This window comes from Stenotrophomonas sp. (genome assembly GCF_050737075.1).
Lineage (GTDB): Bacteria > Pseudomonadota > Gammaproteobacteria > Xanthomonadales > Xanthomonadaceae > Stenotrophomonas.
This window is the reverse complement of record NZ_JBOHXV010000115.1, coordinates 1-14,224: the sequence shown is the minus strand read 5'-3', so window position 1 is coordinate 14,224 and position 14,224 is coordinate 1. Positions and strand designations below refer to the sequence as shown.

The 14,224-nt window shown below is 69.2% G+C and carries 14 protein-coding genes; all 14 read right to left on the bottom strand.

The annotated features are described in order from the left end of the window. A partial coding sequence (locus ACREPD_RS19665; RefSeq protein WP_431600869.1) for an excinuclease ATPase subunit occupies positions 1-429 on the bottom strand: 429 nt, incomplete at its 3' end. Between the two features lie 36 nt (positions 430-465). After that, positions 466-1,707, bottom strand: a complete 1,242-nt coding sequence (locus ACREPD_RS19660) for a beta-ketoacyl-ACP synthase (RefSeq protein ID WP_431600868.1) — start codon at positions 1,705-1,707, stop codon at positions 466-468. Then, the gene (gene fabG, locus ACREPD_RS19655; RefSeq protein WP_217537511.1) at positions 1,707-2,438 is read right to left on the bottom strand and encodes a 3-oxoacyl-ACP reductase FabG; all 732 of its coding nucleotides are present in this window, start codon (positions 2,436-2,438) and stop codon (positions 1,707-1,709) included. Before fabG ends, ACREPD_RS19660 begins: the two co-directional genes overlap by 1 nt. Next, positions 2,435-2,890, bottom strand: coding sequence for a hypothetical protein (locus ACREPD_RS19650; protein WP_431600867.1), 456 nt, complete (start codon positions 2,888-2,890; stop codon positions 2,435-2,437). The genes fabG and ACREPD_RS19650 overlap by 4 nt, the downstream gene beginning before the upstream one ends. Positions 2,891-2,892: 2 nt before the next feature. After that, entirely contained in the window at positions 2,893-4,080 is a 1,188-nt protein-coding gene (locus ACREPD_RS19645) for a beta-ketoacyl-[acyl-carrier-protein] synthase family protein (protein ID WP_431600866.1), read from the bottom strand. Continuing rightward, complete coding sequence (locus ACREPD_RS19640; protein ID WP_431600865.1) at positions 4,077-4,628, bottom strand: DUF3261 domain-containing protein; 552 nt, start codon at positions 4,626-4,628, stop codon at positions 4,077-4,079. Before ACREPD_RS19640 ends, ACREPD_RS19645 begins: the two co-directional genes overlap by 4 nt. Further along, entirely contained in the window at positions 4,616-5,857 is a 1,242-nt protein-coding gene (locus tag ACREPD_RS19635) for an NAD(P)/FAD-dependent oxidoreductase (RefSeq protein ID WP_421567732.1), read from the bottom strand. Before ACREPD_RS19635 ends, ACREPD_RS19640 begins: the two co-directional genes overlap by 13 nt. A gap of 43 nt (positions 5,858-5,900) precedes the next feature. Further along, positions 5,901-8,276 (bottom strand): MMPL family transporter, encoded by a 2,376-nt coding sequence (locus ACREPD_RS19630; protein ID WP_431600864.1) that lies wholly within the window; start codon positions 8,274-8,276, stop codon positions 5,901-5,903. Further along, a complete protein-coding gene (locus tag ACREPD_RS19625) occupies positions 8,254-8,880 on the bottom strand; it encodes an outer membrane lipoprotein carrier protein LolA (protein ID WP_431600863.1) in 627 nt (208 codons plus the stop codon). Before ACREPD_RS19625 ends, ACREPD_RS19630 begins: the two co-directional genes overlap by 23 nt. Continuing rightward, on the bottom strand, positions 8,877-9,299 hold the full coding sequence (locus tag ACREPD_RS19620) for an acyl-CoA thioesterase (protein WP_431600862.1): 423 nt from the start codon (positions 9,297-9,299) through the stop codon (positions 8,877-8,879). The genes ACREPD_RS19625 and ACREPD_RS19620 overlap by 4 nt, the downstream gene beginning before the upstream one ends. After that, complete coding sequence (locus tag ACREPD_RS19615; RefSeq protein ID WP_431600861.1) at positions 9,292-10,833, bottom strand: HAL/PAL/TAL family ammonia-lyase; 1,542 nt, start codon at positions 10,831-10,833, stop codon at positions 9,292-9,294. Before ACREPD_RS19615 ends, ACREPD_RS19620 begins: the two co-directional genes overlap by 8 nt. Then, positions 10,823-11,770: an acyltransferase gene (locus ACREPD_RS19610; protein WP_431600860.1), complete on the bottom strand. Its 948-nt coding sequence runs from the start codon at positions 11,768-11,770 to the stop codon at positions 10,823-10,825. The genes ACREPD_RS19615 and ACREPD_RS19610 overlap by 11 nt, the downstream gene beginning before the upstream one ends. Next, the gene (locus ACREPD_RS19605) at positions 11,767-12,546 is read right to left on the bottom strand and encodes a glycosyltransferase family 2 protein (RefSeq protein ID WP_431600859.1); all 780 of its coding nucleotides are present in this window, start codon (positions 12,544-12,546) and stop codon (positions 11,767-11,769) included. The genes ACREPD_RS19610 and ACREPD_RS19605 overlap by 4 nt, the downstream gene beginning before the upstream one ends. Then, a partial coding sequence (locus ACREPD_RS19600) for an AMP-binding protein (protein WP_431600858.1) occupies positions 12,539-14,224 on the bottom strand: 1,686 nt, incomplete at its 5' end. The genes ACREPD_RS19605 and ACREPD_RS19600, both read right to left, overlap by 8 nt.

Here is a 14,224-nt window from a genome sequence, read left to right as displayed (position 1 = left end):
CTTCGCGTACGTGCCCTTCAGCGCGACGCCTGCCACGAAGGCGCCGGCATAGCATTCGTAGTTGGTGGTGCTCTTGAACTCGTTCCGCTTGTAGTAGCTGACGATGTCCACCACGGCATTGGCGCCGCGCGACTTTGCGCCGTCCTGCAGCGCCCTCAGCGCCGACAGGGCCACCCACTGGCAGGCCACTTCGTCGCTCTTGTTGGCCGCGTTGGTCTTCTTGTTGGTCACGTCTTCACCCAGGCGCTGCTGGACGTTGACCTTCTCGCCGGCCAGGTAGAAACGGACGCTGCCGTCGATGCCGGCATCCTTGGCTTCCTGGGAACTGATCAGGGCGCGCAACGACTGTTCGACACGGGTCTCACGGGCGTTGGCGGTGCTGGCGACGGCGAGCAGGGCGGCGGTGGCAATCAGGGCAAAACGACGCATTCAACGTTCTCCTTGTTGGTGAAGCTCGGTAAGTGATCAGTCTTGCCAGCGACGGAAGATCAACGAGGTGTTGATGCCGCCGAAGGCGAAGTTGTTGCTCATCACGTAGTCGGTCTGCAGCGCACGGCCCTCGCCACGGATGAAGTCCAGGGCGCCGCAGCGCGGGTCGACGTCGTGCAGGTTCAGGGTCGGGGCGAACCAGCCTTCGCGCATCATTTCGATGGTGACCCAGGCTTCGAACGCACCACAGGCACCGAGCATGTGGCCGACGTAGCTCTTGAGCGAGCTGATCGGCATGCCCGGCCCGAACACCTGCGCGGTGGCCTGGGTCTCGGCGATGTCGCCGTGTTCGGTGGCCGTGCCGTGCGCGTTGACGTAGCCGATCTGGTCCGGTTCCAGCCCCGCATCTTCCAGCGCCAGGCGCATGGCCTGGGCCATGGTCTCGGCGGTGGGCTGGGTCACGTGCTGGCCGTCGCTGTTGGTGCCGTAGCCGACCACTTCGGCCAGGATGGTGGCGCCGCGCGCCTGCGCATGCTCCAGCTCCTCCAGGATCAGCGTGCCGGCGCCCTCGCCGAGCACCAGGCCGTCGCGGTGGGCGTCGAACGGGCTCGGCGTGGTCTGCGGCGCGTCGTTGCGCACGCTGGTGGCGAACAGGGTGTCGAACACCGCCGCGGCGGTGGCATCGAGCTGTTCGGCACCGCCGGTGACCATCACCGTCTGCTTGCCGCTGCGGATCGCCTCGTAGCCCGAGCCCACGCCCTGGCTGCCTGAAGTACAGGCGCTGGAGGTTGTGTAGACACGGCCGGACAAGCCGAAGAACACGCCGATGTTCACTGGCGAGGTGTGGCTCATCATCTTCAGGTAGGTGGTTGCGCTGATGCCTTCGGTGGTGTGTTCGTGCAGCATGCGGCCGAATTCGGCGGTGGCCTCATGGCTGCCCGAGGACGAGCCGTACGCCACGCCGGCCAGGCCGCTGCGCAGCACCGGATGGCCGAGCAGGCCGGCCGCCTCCAGTGCCAGTTCGGTGGCGCGCACCGACATCACCGCGACCTTGCCCATGCTGCGGGTGGTCTTGCGGTTGTAGTGCGAGGGCAGCTCGTAGTCTTCGGCCGGCGCGGCCAGGCGCGTGTTGAGCCCGTCGAAGATTTCCCAGCCGGGGATGTAGCGCACGGCGTTCTGCTGTGCATGCAGGCGCGCGCGGATGCTCGGCCAGTCATGCCCCAACGGGCTGATGGCGGCGGCACCGGTAACGACAACACGACGATCGGGTCGGCTCATCAGACCATGCCTCCATTGACCGAGATCACCTGGCGGGTGATGTAGCCGGCCGATTCGGACAGCAGGAACGACACCGCGTGCGCGACCTCGTCCGGCTGGCCCATGCGCCCGGCGGGAATCAGCTTGAGCGCGTGCTCGAGCACTTCTTCGTTGACCATCTCGGTCTCGATCAGGCCCGGCGCCACGCAGTTGACGGTGATCGCGCGGCTGGCCAGTTCCAGCGCCAGTGCCTTGGTGGCGCCGATGATGCCCGCCTTGGCCGCACTGTAGTTGGTCTGGCCACGGTTGCCGACCAGCCCCGACACCGACGACAGGGTGACGATGCGGCCCGGCTTGCGCCGCCGCACCATCGGCATCACCAGCGGATGCAACACGTTGTAGAAGCTGTCCAGGTTGGTGTGCACCACCGCGTCCCAGTCCTCGGCGGGCATCGCCGGGAACGCGCCATCGCGGGCGATGCCGGCGTTGCAGACCACACCGTAATAGGCGCCATGGGCCTCGACGTCGGCCTCCAGCGCGGTGCGCGCGGCCTCACGGTCGGACACGTCGAACATCAGCACGCGGGCCTGCCGGCCCAGTGCCTGGATGTCTGCGACCACCGCCTGTGCTTCCTCGATACGGCTTCGGCAATGCACCACCACGTCGAAGCCATCGCGCGCGACCCGCAGCGCAACTGCGCGTCCGATGCCCCGGCTGGCGCCGGTCACCAGCACCGTCAGATTCCCTGTCATGCCTCTCCACTCTCCAGATAGGCCATCGCATCGCGTGGTTCGAACACCGATACGTTGGCAACCGCCAATTCAACATCGCCTGCCAGGATCCGGCAGGCAAACATGCCCAGCCCATTTTCGCCCATCAGCTCGCAGTGTGCCTCCACCCGCAGGCAGCTGCCCGCCGTGAAGGCCGGCTGGTGGGCGGTATAGCGCCGCGTGCCCAGCAGGAAGCCGATCGAGGGCTCGCGGCCTTCGGCGCGCGCGCGGCACCCGGCCCAGGCGGCGATCGCCTGCGCCATGTACTCCACGCCGACCCAGGCGGGCACCCCGTCCGGGGTGGTGAGCAGCCCGTGCGTGGGCACGTCCACTTCAACCACGATGGACTCGGGCTGCCAGTCGATCACGCGGTCGATCAGGCGCAGGCTGTCGCGGTGGGGCAGCACCGAATCGATGTCCGTGGGCAGCTGCATGCTCAACTCCGCGCCAGGGCCAGCACGGCATTGCTGCCGCCGAAGGCGAACGAGTGGCTGAGCACGTGCTGCGGCGGCTGCGCCGCGCGTGTGCCCGGGGCGACCAGGGCCAAGGCCGGCAGCGCGTCGTCGCCGTGGCCGTCCCACCAGTGCGTGGGCAGGCGCTGCCCGGGGTTGTCGGCCAGGGTCATCCAGCACAGCGCCGCCTCGATCGCACCGGACGCGCCGAGGGTGTGGCCGGTGAGCGGCTTGGTGGAGCTGGCCGGCACCTGCGTGCCCAGCACCGCGGCCACGGCCAGGCTCTCCATGGCGTCGTTGTGCCCGGTGGCGGTGCCGTGCAGGTTCACGTAGTCGACCTGATCGGGCGCCAAACCGGCGCGGTCCAGCGCCTGCTGGATGGCATCGATCGCGCCGCGCGCCTGCGGATCCGGCGCGGACATGTGGTGCGCGTCGGAGGATTCGCCCCAGCCGGACAGGCGTACCGGGCCGGGTTCGCGGGTCATCAGGAACAGGGCCGCGCCTTCGCCGATGTTGATGCCGTTGCGGTGCCGAGAAAACGGATTGCAGCGGGCGGCCGACACCGATTCGAGTGCGCTGAAGCCGGCCACGGTGAAGCGGCACAGCGAGTCGGCGCCGCCGGCAACCACGGCGTCGACGATGCCGGCGCGGAGCAGGCGCGCGGCCGACATCAGCGCCTTGGCGCTGGACGAACACGCGGTGGAGAGCGTCCAGGCCGGGCCGCTGCTGCCGATGCGGGTGCGCACGAAGCGCGCGGAGGTACCCATTTCCTGCTGTGCGTAGTGGAAATCGTCGGGCCAACGGCCCTCGGCGGCCTGCAGGCGCAGCGCGTCTTCCGATTCGCCGATGCCGGAGGTGCTGGTGCCGATGATGACCGCCACCCGCTCGGCGCCGTAGCGCGCGATGGCCGCGTCCACCGCCGGGCGGATCTGCTGCAGCGCGCTTTCCAGCAAGGCGTTGTTGCGCCCGCGCAGGGCCACCGGCAGCGCCGACAGGTCCGGCAACGCGCCGTCGACCTCGCCCAGCGCAAGGGTGCGCCCGGGGAACATGGTGTCGTTGTCGCGGAGGCCACCGGGCTGGTCGGCGAACAGGCCGTCGCGCACCTGGGCGCGTCCGTTGCCCAGTGCGCAGACCACGCCCAGTTCGTTCAGATATACAGCGGTACTGCTCACGATTGCCCTTGCCCCATGTCCAACGATTCGATCACCAGTTCATAGCCTTCGGCCAGGTTGCGCAGTTTCACACGGCCGTCGGCCAGCGGCTCCAGCACCAGCCAGGCCTTTCCGCCCTGCTCCAGGCGGCGGCTGCCGCCGGATTCGACCAGGGTCCAGCCGTCCGGCAACGCCGCCCGGATGGCATCGGCCGGCCACAGCGCAAACTGAAGGTCGTCCAGCACGCGCTCGCCGCGCACCTGCGGCGGCAGCCACGGTGCCCGGGTTTGTTCCAGGGTGTGCCCGTCCCAGACCATGCGCACGCCGGTCTGGCCCATGGCCTGCACGGCCAGCCGCACCTGCTGGCCGTCGGCTTCGAGCAGCGCGTCCAGCTCGCGCTCGTGGGTGCCGAAGCGGAACTGCAGGCGCTGCTGCAGCTGCAGCGGCGCAGACAATGCCGACGGCGGCAGCTGCAGGGTCGGCAGCTGGACCAGCGGGGCGGGCATGCGGGTGCTGGCACAGGCGGCCAGCAACACGCCCAGCAACAGGGCAAGGATCAGCCGGTGCACAGTTCCTCCAGCACCCGCAGGCGACGACCGCTGTCGTCGGCCACGTATGGATTATTGGTGTCCCAGGCGTAGCCGGCCAGGATGGAGGAGATCATGCGGCGCACGTCCGGCTGCGGGTCGGGGTGGTAGATGATCTTCTGGAAGCCACCGGCATACCAGGCTTCGACGAAGCGGCGGAAGGTCTTCACGCCCGCGCGCAGCGGAATGGCGAACTCGCGCTCCCAGTCCACCTGCTCGCCGGCATGCCGGCGCGCCAGGCACTCGCTGGCCAGCTGCGCCGACTTGAAGGCGATGGTCACGCCGGAGGAGAACACCGGGTCCAGGAACTCGCCGGCATTGCCCAGCAGCGCATAGCCTTCGCCCCACAGCGAGCTGACGTTGGCCGAATAACCGGTGATGGTGCGCACCGGCAGCACCGCCCATTCGGCATTCTTCAGCAGGCGGGTCAGGTTGGGGTCTTCGCCGACGATGGCCTGCAGCTTCTCCAGGTCGGTGCCTTCGTACTTCTCGAAGAAGCTCGGCTCGGCGACCACGCCCAGCGAGCAGCAGCCGTTGGAGAACGGGATGGTCCAGTACCACACGTCCACGTGTTCGGGATGGGTGGTGATCAGGATCTTGTTGCGGTCGAAGTTCGCGTCGGCCGGAATGTGGTCGCGCACGTGGCAGAAGATCGCGCCGCGCACCGGGAAGTTCGACGGCGATTCGAGGTTGAGCAGGCGCGGCAGCAGGCGCGCGAAGCCGCTGGCGTCGAGGATGAAACCGGCCTCGATGGTGTACTCGCTGCCGTCCGGGCGGCGCACCTGCACGCGTGCCGGGCTGCCCGGCTCGACCGACAGCACTTCATCGCCGAAGCGCAGGGTGGTGCCCATGCGCTCGGCGCCGCGCGCCAGCACGTCGTCGAAGTTGGCGCGCTGCACCTGGTAGGTGGTGCCCCAGCCCGGCGAGAACTTGTCGCGGAAATCGAACTCGGTGCTGCGTTCGCCGCGCACGAAGGCCGCGCCATTCTTGTACTGGAACCCGGCCTGCACCACGTCCTGCAGCAGGCCGGCCGCCTCGATGTACTCCATGCTCTGCGGCAGCAGGCTCTCGCCGATGGAGAAGCGCGGGAACTGCTGGCGCTCCAGCATCAGCACCTGCCGCCCCTGCTGGCGCAGCATGGCGGCGGCCACGGAACCGGCAGGACCCGCGCCGATCACCAGTATTTCGGTTGTTTCCAGTGCTGCGTTCATCGATGCATCCTTGATCACGATAGTGGGGGGGTAACGCGGTCGCTCAGTGCGGTGCGTCGTGAGGCGGTGGGCGGAACAGCGGCGAGATCAACCAGACCAGGCCGATGCCGAACAGCAGGGTGAGGCCGAACGCGCGCAGCGCCGGCGTGGCCGACAGGCCGAGCAGGCCGAACGACAGCCAGGTGCTGGCCGCACCCACGCACACGGCGAGCCAGGCGCTGGCGTCACCGCGGTGTTCGATCAGGAAGATGCCGTAGTCGATACCCATGCCCAGCAGCAGCATCAGCGCCAGTACGTTGAACAGCTGCAGCGGCTGGCCGAACAGGCCGAGCAGGCCCAGTGTCAGCGCACCGGCCGCGAGGGTGGGCGCGAACACACGCCACGCCTGCGCGCGGTAGCGCCAGTACAGCACCGCGAACACCAGCACGATGCCCACCAGCAGCAGCGCGCTCATCAGCTTGCGGTAATGCTTGAGCAGCGCGGAGAAATCGGCGGTGCGGTCGACCCAGCGCACGCCGTCGATGCCCTTGGCCTGCGCTTCGAGCAGGGTCAGCGCATCGGCGCGGGACAGGTCGTCCACCATCACCACCGAGGCCATGCCCTGCCCTACTTCGCCCAGCCACAGGTGACGGAACGGCATTGCTGCGGGCGAGGCCAGGAAGGCGTCGGCCTGCAGGTCCTGTGCCGCGTAGTCCGGGCGCTGCAGGGTTTCACCCACGCTTTCGCCCACGGCCGCCAAGACCTGCGGTTCGACGCGCGCGGTGAGTGCCGCATCGGCACGCTGGCGCTGCACCGACGGCAGCCACTCGCTGATGGCGCGGTAGCCGCCGATCTGCTTGTTGGCCGACAGCACGCGCAGGCGCGCGATCAACGCTTCCTCGCGTTCCAGCACCTGTTCGGCGTTGTCGCCCTGCACCAGGTAGAACTGCGCCGGGCTGGGCATGCCCAGCATCTGGCTGATGCGGATCTGCTGGTTGATCAGCGACATCGGCGAGGACTGCAGGCTGCGCAGGTTGTCGTCGGCGGTCAGCCGCAGCATGCCCAGCCCCGAGAGCACCACCACCACGCCCAGGAACAGGCCCACCGGACGGCGCCCGTGCAGGCGTGGCCAACGCTCCAGCGTGGCGCCCAGCCAACGGGCGAAGCGGGTGCTGCGGATCTCGCCACCATCCAGCCATGGGAACCAGAAGATCACGGTCAGGAACGCACCGGCCAGGCCCACCACCGAGAACAGCGCCATCTGGCGCAGGCCGGGGAACGGGGCCAGGCCCAGCGCCAGGTAAGCCAGCGCACTGGTCACCAGCGCCAGCCACAGGCCGGGCAGCAGGTGGCGCAGCAGCTTCCAGCGGCGGTCGGCCGGTTCGGCCTGGCGCGAGGCGAACCAGTGGATGCCATAGTCCTCGGCCACGCCGACCAGCGAGGCACCGAACACCAGGGTCAGCACGTGCACCTTGCCGAACACCAGCACCGTGACCGCCAGCGCGACGCCGCAGCCGATCAGCAGCGAGGCGGCCACCAACAGGATCGGGCGCAGCGAACGGAACGCCAGCCAGACAAGCAGCAGCACGGCCGCCAGCGAACCCCAGCCGATGGTGTTGATTTCGCGGTTGGCCTGCACCGCGGCGGCCTCGGCATGCAGCGGCACGCCGGCGCGCAGGACTTCCAGGCCCGGCGCGTGCTTGGCCGCGGCCGCGGTGGCGGCGTCGAGCAGCAGGTCGATATGGCGTTCGCCATCGAGCTGGAACGCCGAGCCCAGGGTCTCGTACTGAATGACCGACCAGTGCTTGCCGTCGGCTTCGAGCAGGCCGTCGTCGCCCATGCGCAGGCCGGAGCCCAGCGCACGTTCCTGCCACCACTGCGGCCACAGCGACAGCGGATCCTGCCGCCATTCGGTCAGGCGCGGCGCGCCCATCGGGCCGTACAGCGCGGCCAGTGCGGACTCGGACAGGCTGTCGGCCGGTTCGTCCTGCAGGCGCTGGCGCTGCTGGTCGGTCAGCAGGCGGTCGCGGTACGGCGCGTAGAACGCGCGTGCCTCATCGAACCAGCCTTCGATCGAGCCGGATTCCTGGACCAGCGGGGCAGAGCCCCGCTCTACCGTCATTTCTTTGCGGAAGGCAGCTTCGGCCGCCTTGGTCTGCGCGGCATCGGCGCTACCGAGCAGCACCACGACCTGCCGCGAGTTCGCATCGGCAATGCGCCGGGTCACGTCGGACAGCAGGCGGTCGTGTGCATCCTGCGGCAGCAGCGCCAGGATGTCGGTGTCGATCCGCGACTCCTTCGACCACAGCTGCCACTGCTGCACGCCCAGCCCGACCAGCACCAGCAGCCATGCAATCGCCAACCAGCGCCAGGCACGCTGCAGCCGGCCGTTTTCGCGCCAGGTCGAATTCAACGACTCATTCAAATTTGCGGCCCTCATCGGCGCTCAGCTGCGCCGGGGACTCGCTCAGCGCGGCGAAATGGATGCGGGTGACATCCTGGTTCGCCTCGGTGATCTGCACCTCGCGCACGTAGCGGTCGCCGCTAAGCTCGAGCGCACTGAAGACCTTGGCCAGCATCGGCGAGCGCGGGGTCAGCTGCATGCGCCAGCCATTGTCCGGCAGCACCTCGACCTTGACCACGAACTGCGCCGACAACGCCTGCGCATCGCCACTCATCAGCGCGAACATGATCGCGTTGACCGAACGCATCGCCGGCTGCTGCTTGGCGTCGAGCTCCACCCGGCTGCTGCCGTCACGCTGGCGGCTGAGGATGCGGTCGCGGGTGACCACGACTTCGGAGGGGAACGGCTTGAGCGTGGTCCAGATCACGCCATGGTCCTGGGCCAGCACGAAGCGACCCTGCGAGCGCAGCGGGTTCTTGAACCCCGCCACCTGCTTGTCCTGGCTGAACTCCCCGCGCAGCACGGTGACCTTGGCCACGCGCTGCTTGACCAGGTCCACGTTGGCCGCCGGGGCGGCGAAGGCGGGGCTGGCCAGGGCCAACAGCATCAGCACGCCCAGCGTGCGCAGAAGACGAATCATGGTGCCTGGACTCCCAGCCGTTCCCACAGTACCGACGGGCACAGGTACAGCATTTCGTTGGTGGCCGCGTCGACCGCGACCTGGATGGTGTGCGCACGCGTGAGCACCTGGTCGCTCTCTGCGTCGCGGATTTCGTAGGCGATCTTCAGCCGGTTTTCCCATTCGGTGATGGTGGCGCGCACGCGCAACGCCTGCCCGTACAGCAGCGGGCGGATGTACTTCACCCGCGCGTCCACCACCGGCCACACGTAACCGGAGTCGCGCATCTGCGGGTAGTCGTAGTCGTAGCGCTGCAGCAGGGCGCAGCGTGCGATCTCGAAGTACTTGAAGTAGTTGCCGTGCCACACCACGTGCATCGGATCGCAGTCGTGGAAGGTGGGCGACAGGGCCACCTCGAAACTCAGGTCCTGCTCAGTCATACAACCCCCAACGCTGGCTGCGGATATCGTCCAGCAGCCCACGCAGTTCGCCATCCAGCGCGCGGTCTTCGTCCACCAGCGCGATGCGCTCGCACAGGTCCTGGTACATCACTTCCAGGTCGCCGTGCAGGGTGGCGCTCATGCCGACGCGCTGGCGCAGGGCGACACCCTGGCGCGCGGCGATCAGCATGCCGGCCACGACCTGTTCGGTCAGCTCGATCACGCGCAGGCAGTCGCGCGCGGCGATGGTGCCCATGCTGACCTTGTCCTGGTTGTGGCATTCGGTGGAACGCGAGAACACCGAGGCCGGCATGGTCTGCTTGAGCGCTTCGGCGGTCCAGGCCGAGACGCTGATCTGCAGCGCCTTCAGGCCGTGGTTGATCGGCGCACGCGCACCGGTCGACGCCGACAGGTTGGCCGGCAGGCCATGGTTGAAGCGCGCATCCACCACCAGCGCCAGCTGGCGGTCCAGCAGGTCGGCCAGGTTGGCGATGGTGTTCTTCAACGCATCCATCGCGAAGGCGATGTGGCCGCCGTAGAAGTGGCCGCCATGCAGGATGCGCTCGCCTTCCGGATCGATCAGCGGGTTGTCGTTGGCGCTGTTGAGTTCGGTTTCGATGAACTGGCGCAGGAACGGCAGCGCGTCCTGCACCACGCCGATCACGTGCGGCGCGCAGCGCAGCGAGTAGCGGTCCTGCAGGCGCTGTTCGTTGCGCGGCGGGCGGTCGCTGTGCAGGTCCTGGCGCAGGCGCGCGGCGATCTGCATCTGGCCCGGGTGCGGCTTGGCGGCAAACAGCATCTCGTCGAAGTGGTGCGCGTTGCCATCGCTGGCCAGCACGTTGAACGCGGTCAGGCGGGTCGCCAGCCTGGTGAGGTAATCGGCGCGGTCGTAGGCCAGGCAGGCCAGCGCGGTCATCACGGCAGTGCCGTTCATGATTGCCAGGCCTTCCTTCGGGCGCAGCCGCAACGGGGCCATGCCGATCTCGGCCAGCACCTCGGCGGCCGGGCGGCGCGCGCCCTGGTACATCACCTCACGCTCGCCGCACAGCACGGCCGCCACGTAGGACAGCGGGGTGAGATCGCCACTGGCGCCGACCGAGCCTTCGGCCGGAATCAGCGGCAGCACGTCATGCCGCAGCAGCGTGGCCAGGCCCTGCAGCAGCGGGTGGCTGACGCCGGACATGCCGCGCGACAGCGAAGCCAGGCGCGCGGCGATGACGGCGCGGGTCTCCTGCTCGTCCAGGAAACGGCCCAGGCCGCAGCCGTGATAGGTGAACAGGTGATGCGGCAGCTCGGCTACCAGCGCCGGCGGAATGTTCACCGTGCACGAATCGCCGTAGCCGGTGGTCACGCCGTAGATCACGCCGTCCTCGCGCAGCAGGCGGTCGAGGAAATCCACGCCGCGCTGGATGCGTGCGGTGAACGCGGGATCGTCGGTGACAACGGCCTCGGCACGGCGCTGCGACAGCGCGACCACGTCTTCGATGGTCAGCGGCGCATCGCCGAAGCGGATGGGGGGTGAATTACTTGCCATGAGATGCCTGATCCCAGAAGGGGAAGAAATTGAACCAGTCCAAGGGGGCCTGGGTGACCTGGAGTTCCAGCCACCGGGCGAAATGTTCGGCCTGCGCGGTCAACGCGGCATCGCGCGAACCGCGCGGCAGCACGATGCGGTCGCTGAAATGCTCGAAGCGCACGCGGTAGCCGTCGCCCTCGTGCAGGCAGGCCATGGTGTACACCGGGCACGCCAGCGCGGACGCCAGCACATAGGCGCCGATCGGGAACTGCGCGGTGTGGCCGAGGAACGGCGCGGGCACGGTGCGCCCGCCGCGCAGCGGCACGCGGTCGCCGACGATGGCAACGAACCCCCCCGCTTCCACACGGCGCTGCAGCTCCACGGCAGTGGCCGGGCCCATGTCGGTGACCTGCATCAGTTCGACCGAGGCGAGCGGGTCGAGCCGCTGCATCAGCCGGTTGAAGCGCTGCGCGTGGGCCGTATGCACCAGCACGGTGATGCGGAAGCCCGGCACCTGTTCGGCCAGCACCTGGCACAGTTCCAGGCAACCGATATGCGCGGTGATGATCAGCCCGCCTTCGCGGCGCGCGATCTTTTCCAGCATGAGATCGCGCTGCAGGCGGATGCGCTGGGCGGGATAGCGGCCGCCCAGGCCCAGCAGTTTGTCCAGCAGGGTGTCGGCGAAGAGCGCGAAGTGCTTCAGGCTGGTCCAGCGCCCGGGCGTGCCACCGAGCACACCGGTATGCGCCTGCAGCCGCTGCAGGTACTGCATCGACGCCTGCCGGGCCACGCGGTTGCCCAGCCAGTGGCACAGCACCACCGGGTACACGCACAGGCGGAACGGCCAGCGGCCGAACCAGCGGTGCACCCAGCACAGGAACAGCACGCCAGCAGCCGAGGTGGTTTCACCCAGGTCGGCCCAATGCGGGGCGTTGGCCGGTGCCTGCGGGTTCATGCGCGGGCGGCTCCGCCGACGCGCTGCCACAGCAGGCGCGGCGCGCGCCGAAGCATGCCGAAGAACAGGCGCGTGTGCATGCGGCTGATCCGCACGTTGTCGCGCCACACATCGAAGTGCGAGATGCCGTCGCTGGGATAGGTCACCCGGGTGGGCAGGCTGATCACCGGCACACCGCGCCAGAACAACCGCACCAGGATCTCGCTGTCGAAATCCATGCGCCGGCCGATGGTTTCCTCGCCCACCAGGCGGATCACCGGGGCCAGCGGGTACAACCGGAAGCCGCACATGGAATCGCGGATCTGCAGCGAAAGGGTGTTGATCCAGACCCAGATGTGGGTGGCGTAGCGGCCATGCAGGCGCGCCTTGGGCACGCTCTCGTCGTAACAGGGAATGCCGCAGATCACCGCCGCCGGATGCTGGCGGGCCAGCGCCTCGAAGCGCGGAATGTCGGCCGGATCATGTTGGCCGTCGGCATCGATCTGCAGCACGTGCGAGTACCCGCGTCGCGCGGCCTCGGCAAAGCCGGCCAGCATGGCGCCGCCCTTGCCCTGGTTCACGTCCAGACGCAGCAGGCTGACCCGCCCCGGGTGTGCCTGCGCGAGCGCCTGCAGCGCCTGTGCGCAGGCCGCGTGCGAGCCGTCGTCGACCAGCAGGCACGGCAGGCCGCTGGCCAGCACGCCGTCGACCACGGCACCGATGGCGTGCTCGTGGTCGTAGACCGGAATGACCACCAGGGGCGAGAACATCCCGGTGTCGGCGCTGCTGCTATGCATCGCCGAACACCACGCGGCCGCTGGCGTGCACGCCATGGTCGGACACGTAGCGGAAGCTGAGCACCGACTTCGCCGCGTCCCAGCCCAGGGTGAGCTGCAGGCGGTCGCCGGGGCGCGCCACGTGCTGGAACTTCAATGCGTCCATGCGCTCGAAGCGCGGCGGCATCGTGAAGGCCTGGCGCCCGTAGTGGATCGCCCAGTCGAGCTGGACCACGCCCGGCAGGATCTTCGCCTGCGGGAAGTGGCCATCGAAGGCGACCAGGTCCGGCTCGAGCGGCAGCACCAGCACGGCCGCGACGGCGTCGCGCTGCTGCCACTCGGCCGCCGGCAGCAGCGGCCGGAACAGCGCGCCCAACGCGGCGGCGGTGGTCTTGCCCTGCGCGTTGAACGGCAGCGCGTCGACGAACCGCCAGCGGCGCGGGCGGGTCACCGCGTCATGACTCTGCGCCAGGTGCGCGCCCAGCGCCTGGGCCTGGCGGCGGCGCTCGGCATCGTCCCACTGCGCCACGCCGGCGGCCCGCGGCACCACCACGGCGGCAAGCTGTTCGCGCGCGCCCGGCAATACCAGCACGCGCGCTTCCTGTACCGACGGGTGCGCGCACAGCTGCTGTTCCAGCGCGTCCAGCGACACCCGGCGTTCTTCGATCTTGACGATGCGGTCGGCGCGCCCGAGCAGGCGGAAGCTGCGCCCGGCGTCGGCCTCCACCCGGTCCTGGGTCTGCCACCAGCCGTCCTCGGCCAGGTGCGGCGAGGACACGGACAGGCAGCCGTCGTCGATGCGCCATGCCACGCCCGGCAGCGGGTGCCACTGCGGCTGTTCGGCACTCCACTGGCGCCAGGCGATACCGCCGGTTTCGCTGCTGCCGAACACCTCGGTGGGCGCCACGCCGAGCAGCGCGCGCGCCTGCAGGGCGGCGTCGGTGGGCAGCGGCCCGCCGGAGGAGAACACCGCGCGCAGCCGCCCGCCCAGCGAGGGCCAGTCGAGCTGTTCCGGCAGGCGTTTGAGGTGCGCCGGGGTGGCCACCAGCACCGAATCCTGCTGCCCCAACGCGCTGATCAGGTCTTCATGGAAGAAGCGGCGCGGCAGGATCGCGCGCCCGGCCACCAGCGGCCACAACACGCGGAACAGCAGGCCATAGATGTGCTGGTGCGACACCGTGCCGTGGATCTGTGCGCCTTCCAGCTGGTCCCCGAAGGCGGCCTGCAAGGCGTCGACCTCACGGGTGAGCTGGCGCAGGTATTTGCCGATCGCGGTCGGCGCCCCGGTGCTGCCGGAGGTGAACACCACCAGTTCCAGCGCGTCTTCGTCCAGCGCCAGCAGCGGGGCGGACGCATCGGGGTCGGAATCAGGCTGCAGCGGCGCGTAGCGGCTGGGGACATCCCCGGCGAAGCCGGCCACGCGCGGGGCCAGGCTGTCGAGCGTGGCAGGCAGGTTGTCGCCGCCCAGGAACACGCGCTTGCCGGCATGCCAGGCCCCGAGCAGGGCCGCGGCGAAGTCCAGGGTGTCGTCGAAGTACAGCGCCCAGTCGCGGCCGGGCGCGCGGGCGAAGGCCTGCTGCCAGCCCTGCACGCGGCTGCGGAACTGCGGGTGCGACACCGCCTGGCCGTCGGCATCGATGCCGACGGTAGGACCCGGCTGAGGCACCAGCGCCAGCCGGTCCAGCGCTTTCCACTCAGC

What these genes read in the sequence shown, in the direction of transcription:
- ACREPD_RS19605 (WP_431600859.1), bottom strand. Translation starts at nt 12,546, where the DNA reads ATGCATAGCAGCAGCGCCGACACCGGGATGTTCTCGCCCCTGGTGGTC.
- ACREPD_RS19625 (WP_431600863.1), bottom strand. Translation starts at nt 8,880, where the DNA reads ATGATTCGTCTTCTGCGCACGCTGGGCGTGCTGATGCTGTTGGCCCTG.
- ACREPD_RS19650 (WP_431600867.1), bottom strand. Translation starts at nt 2,890, where the DNA reads ATGCAGCTGCCCACGGACATCGATTCGGTGCTGCCCCACCGCGACAGC.
- ACREPD_RS19615 (WP_431600861.1), bottom strand. Translation starts at nt 10,833, where the DNA reads ATGGCAAGTAATTCACCCCCCATCCGCTTCGGCGATGCGCCGCTGACC.
- ACREPD_RS19610 (WP_431600860.1), bottom strand. Translation starts at nt 11,770, where the DNA reads ATGAACCCGCAGGCACCGGCCAACGCCCCGCATTGGGCCGACCTGGGT.
- ACREPD_RS19620 (WP_431600862.1), bottom strand. Translation starts at nt 9,299, where the DNA reads ATGACTGAGCAGGACCTGAGTTTCGAGGTGGCCCTGTCGCCCACCTTC.
- ACREPD_RS19630 (WP_431600864.1), bottom strand. Translation starts at nt 8,276, where the DNA reads ATGAGGGCCGCAAATTTGAATGAGTCGTTGAATTCGACCTGGCGCGAA.
- ACREPD_RS19660 (WP_431600868.1), bottom strand. Translation starts at nt 1,707, where the DNA reads ATGAGCCGACCCGATCGTCGTGTTGTCGTTACCGGTGCCGCCGCCATC.
- ACREPD_RS19635 (WP_421567732.1), bottom strand. Translation starts at nt 5,857, where the DNA reads ATGAACGCAGCACTGGAAACAACCGAAATACTGGTGATCGGCGCGGGT.
- fabG (WP_217537511.1), bottom strand. Translation starts at nt 2,438, where the DNA reads ATGACAGGGAATCTGACGGTGCTGGTGACCGGCGCCAGCCGGGGCATC.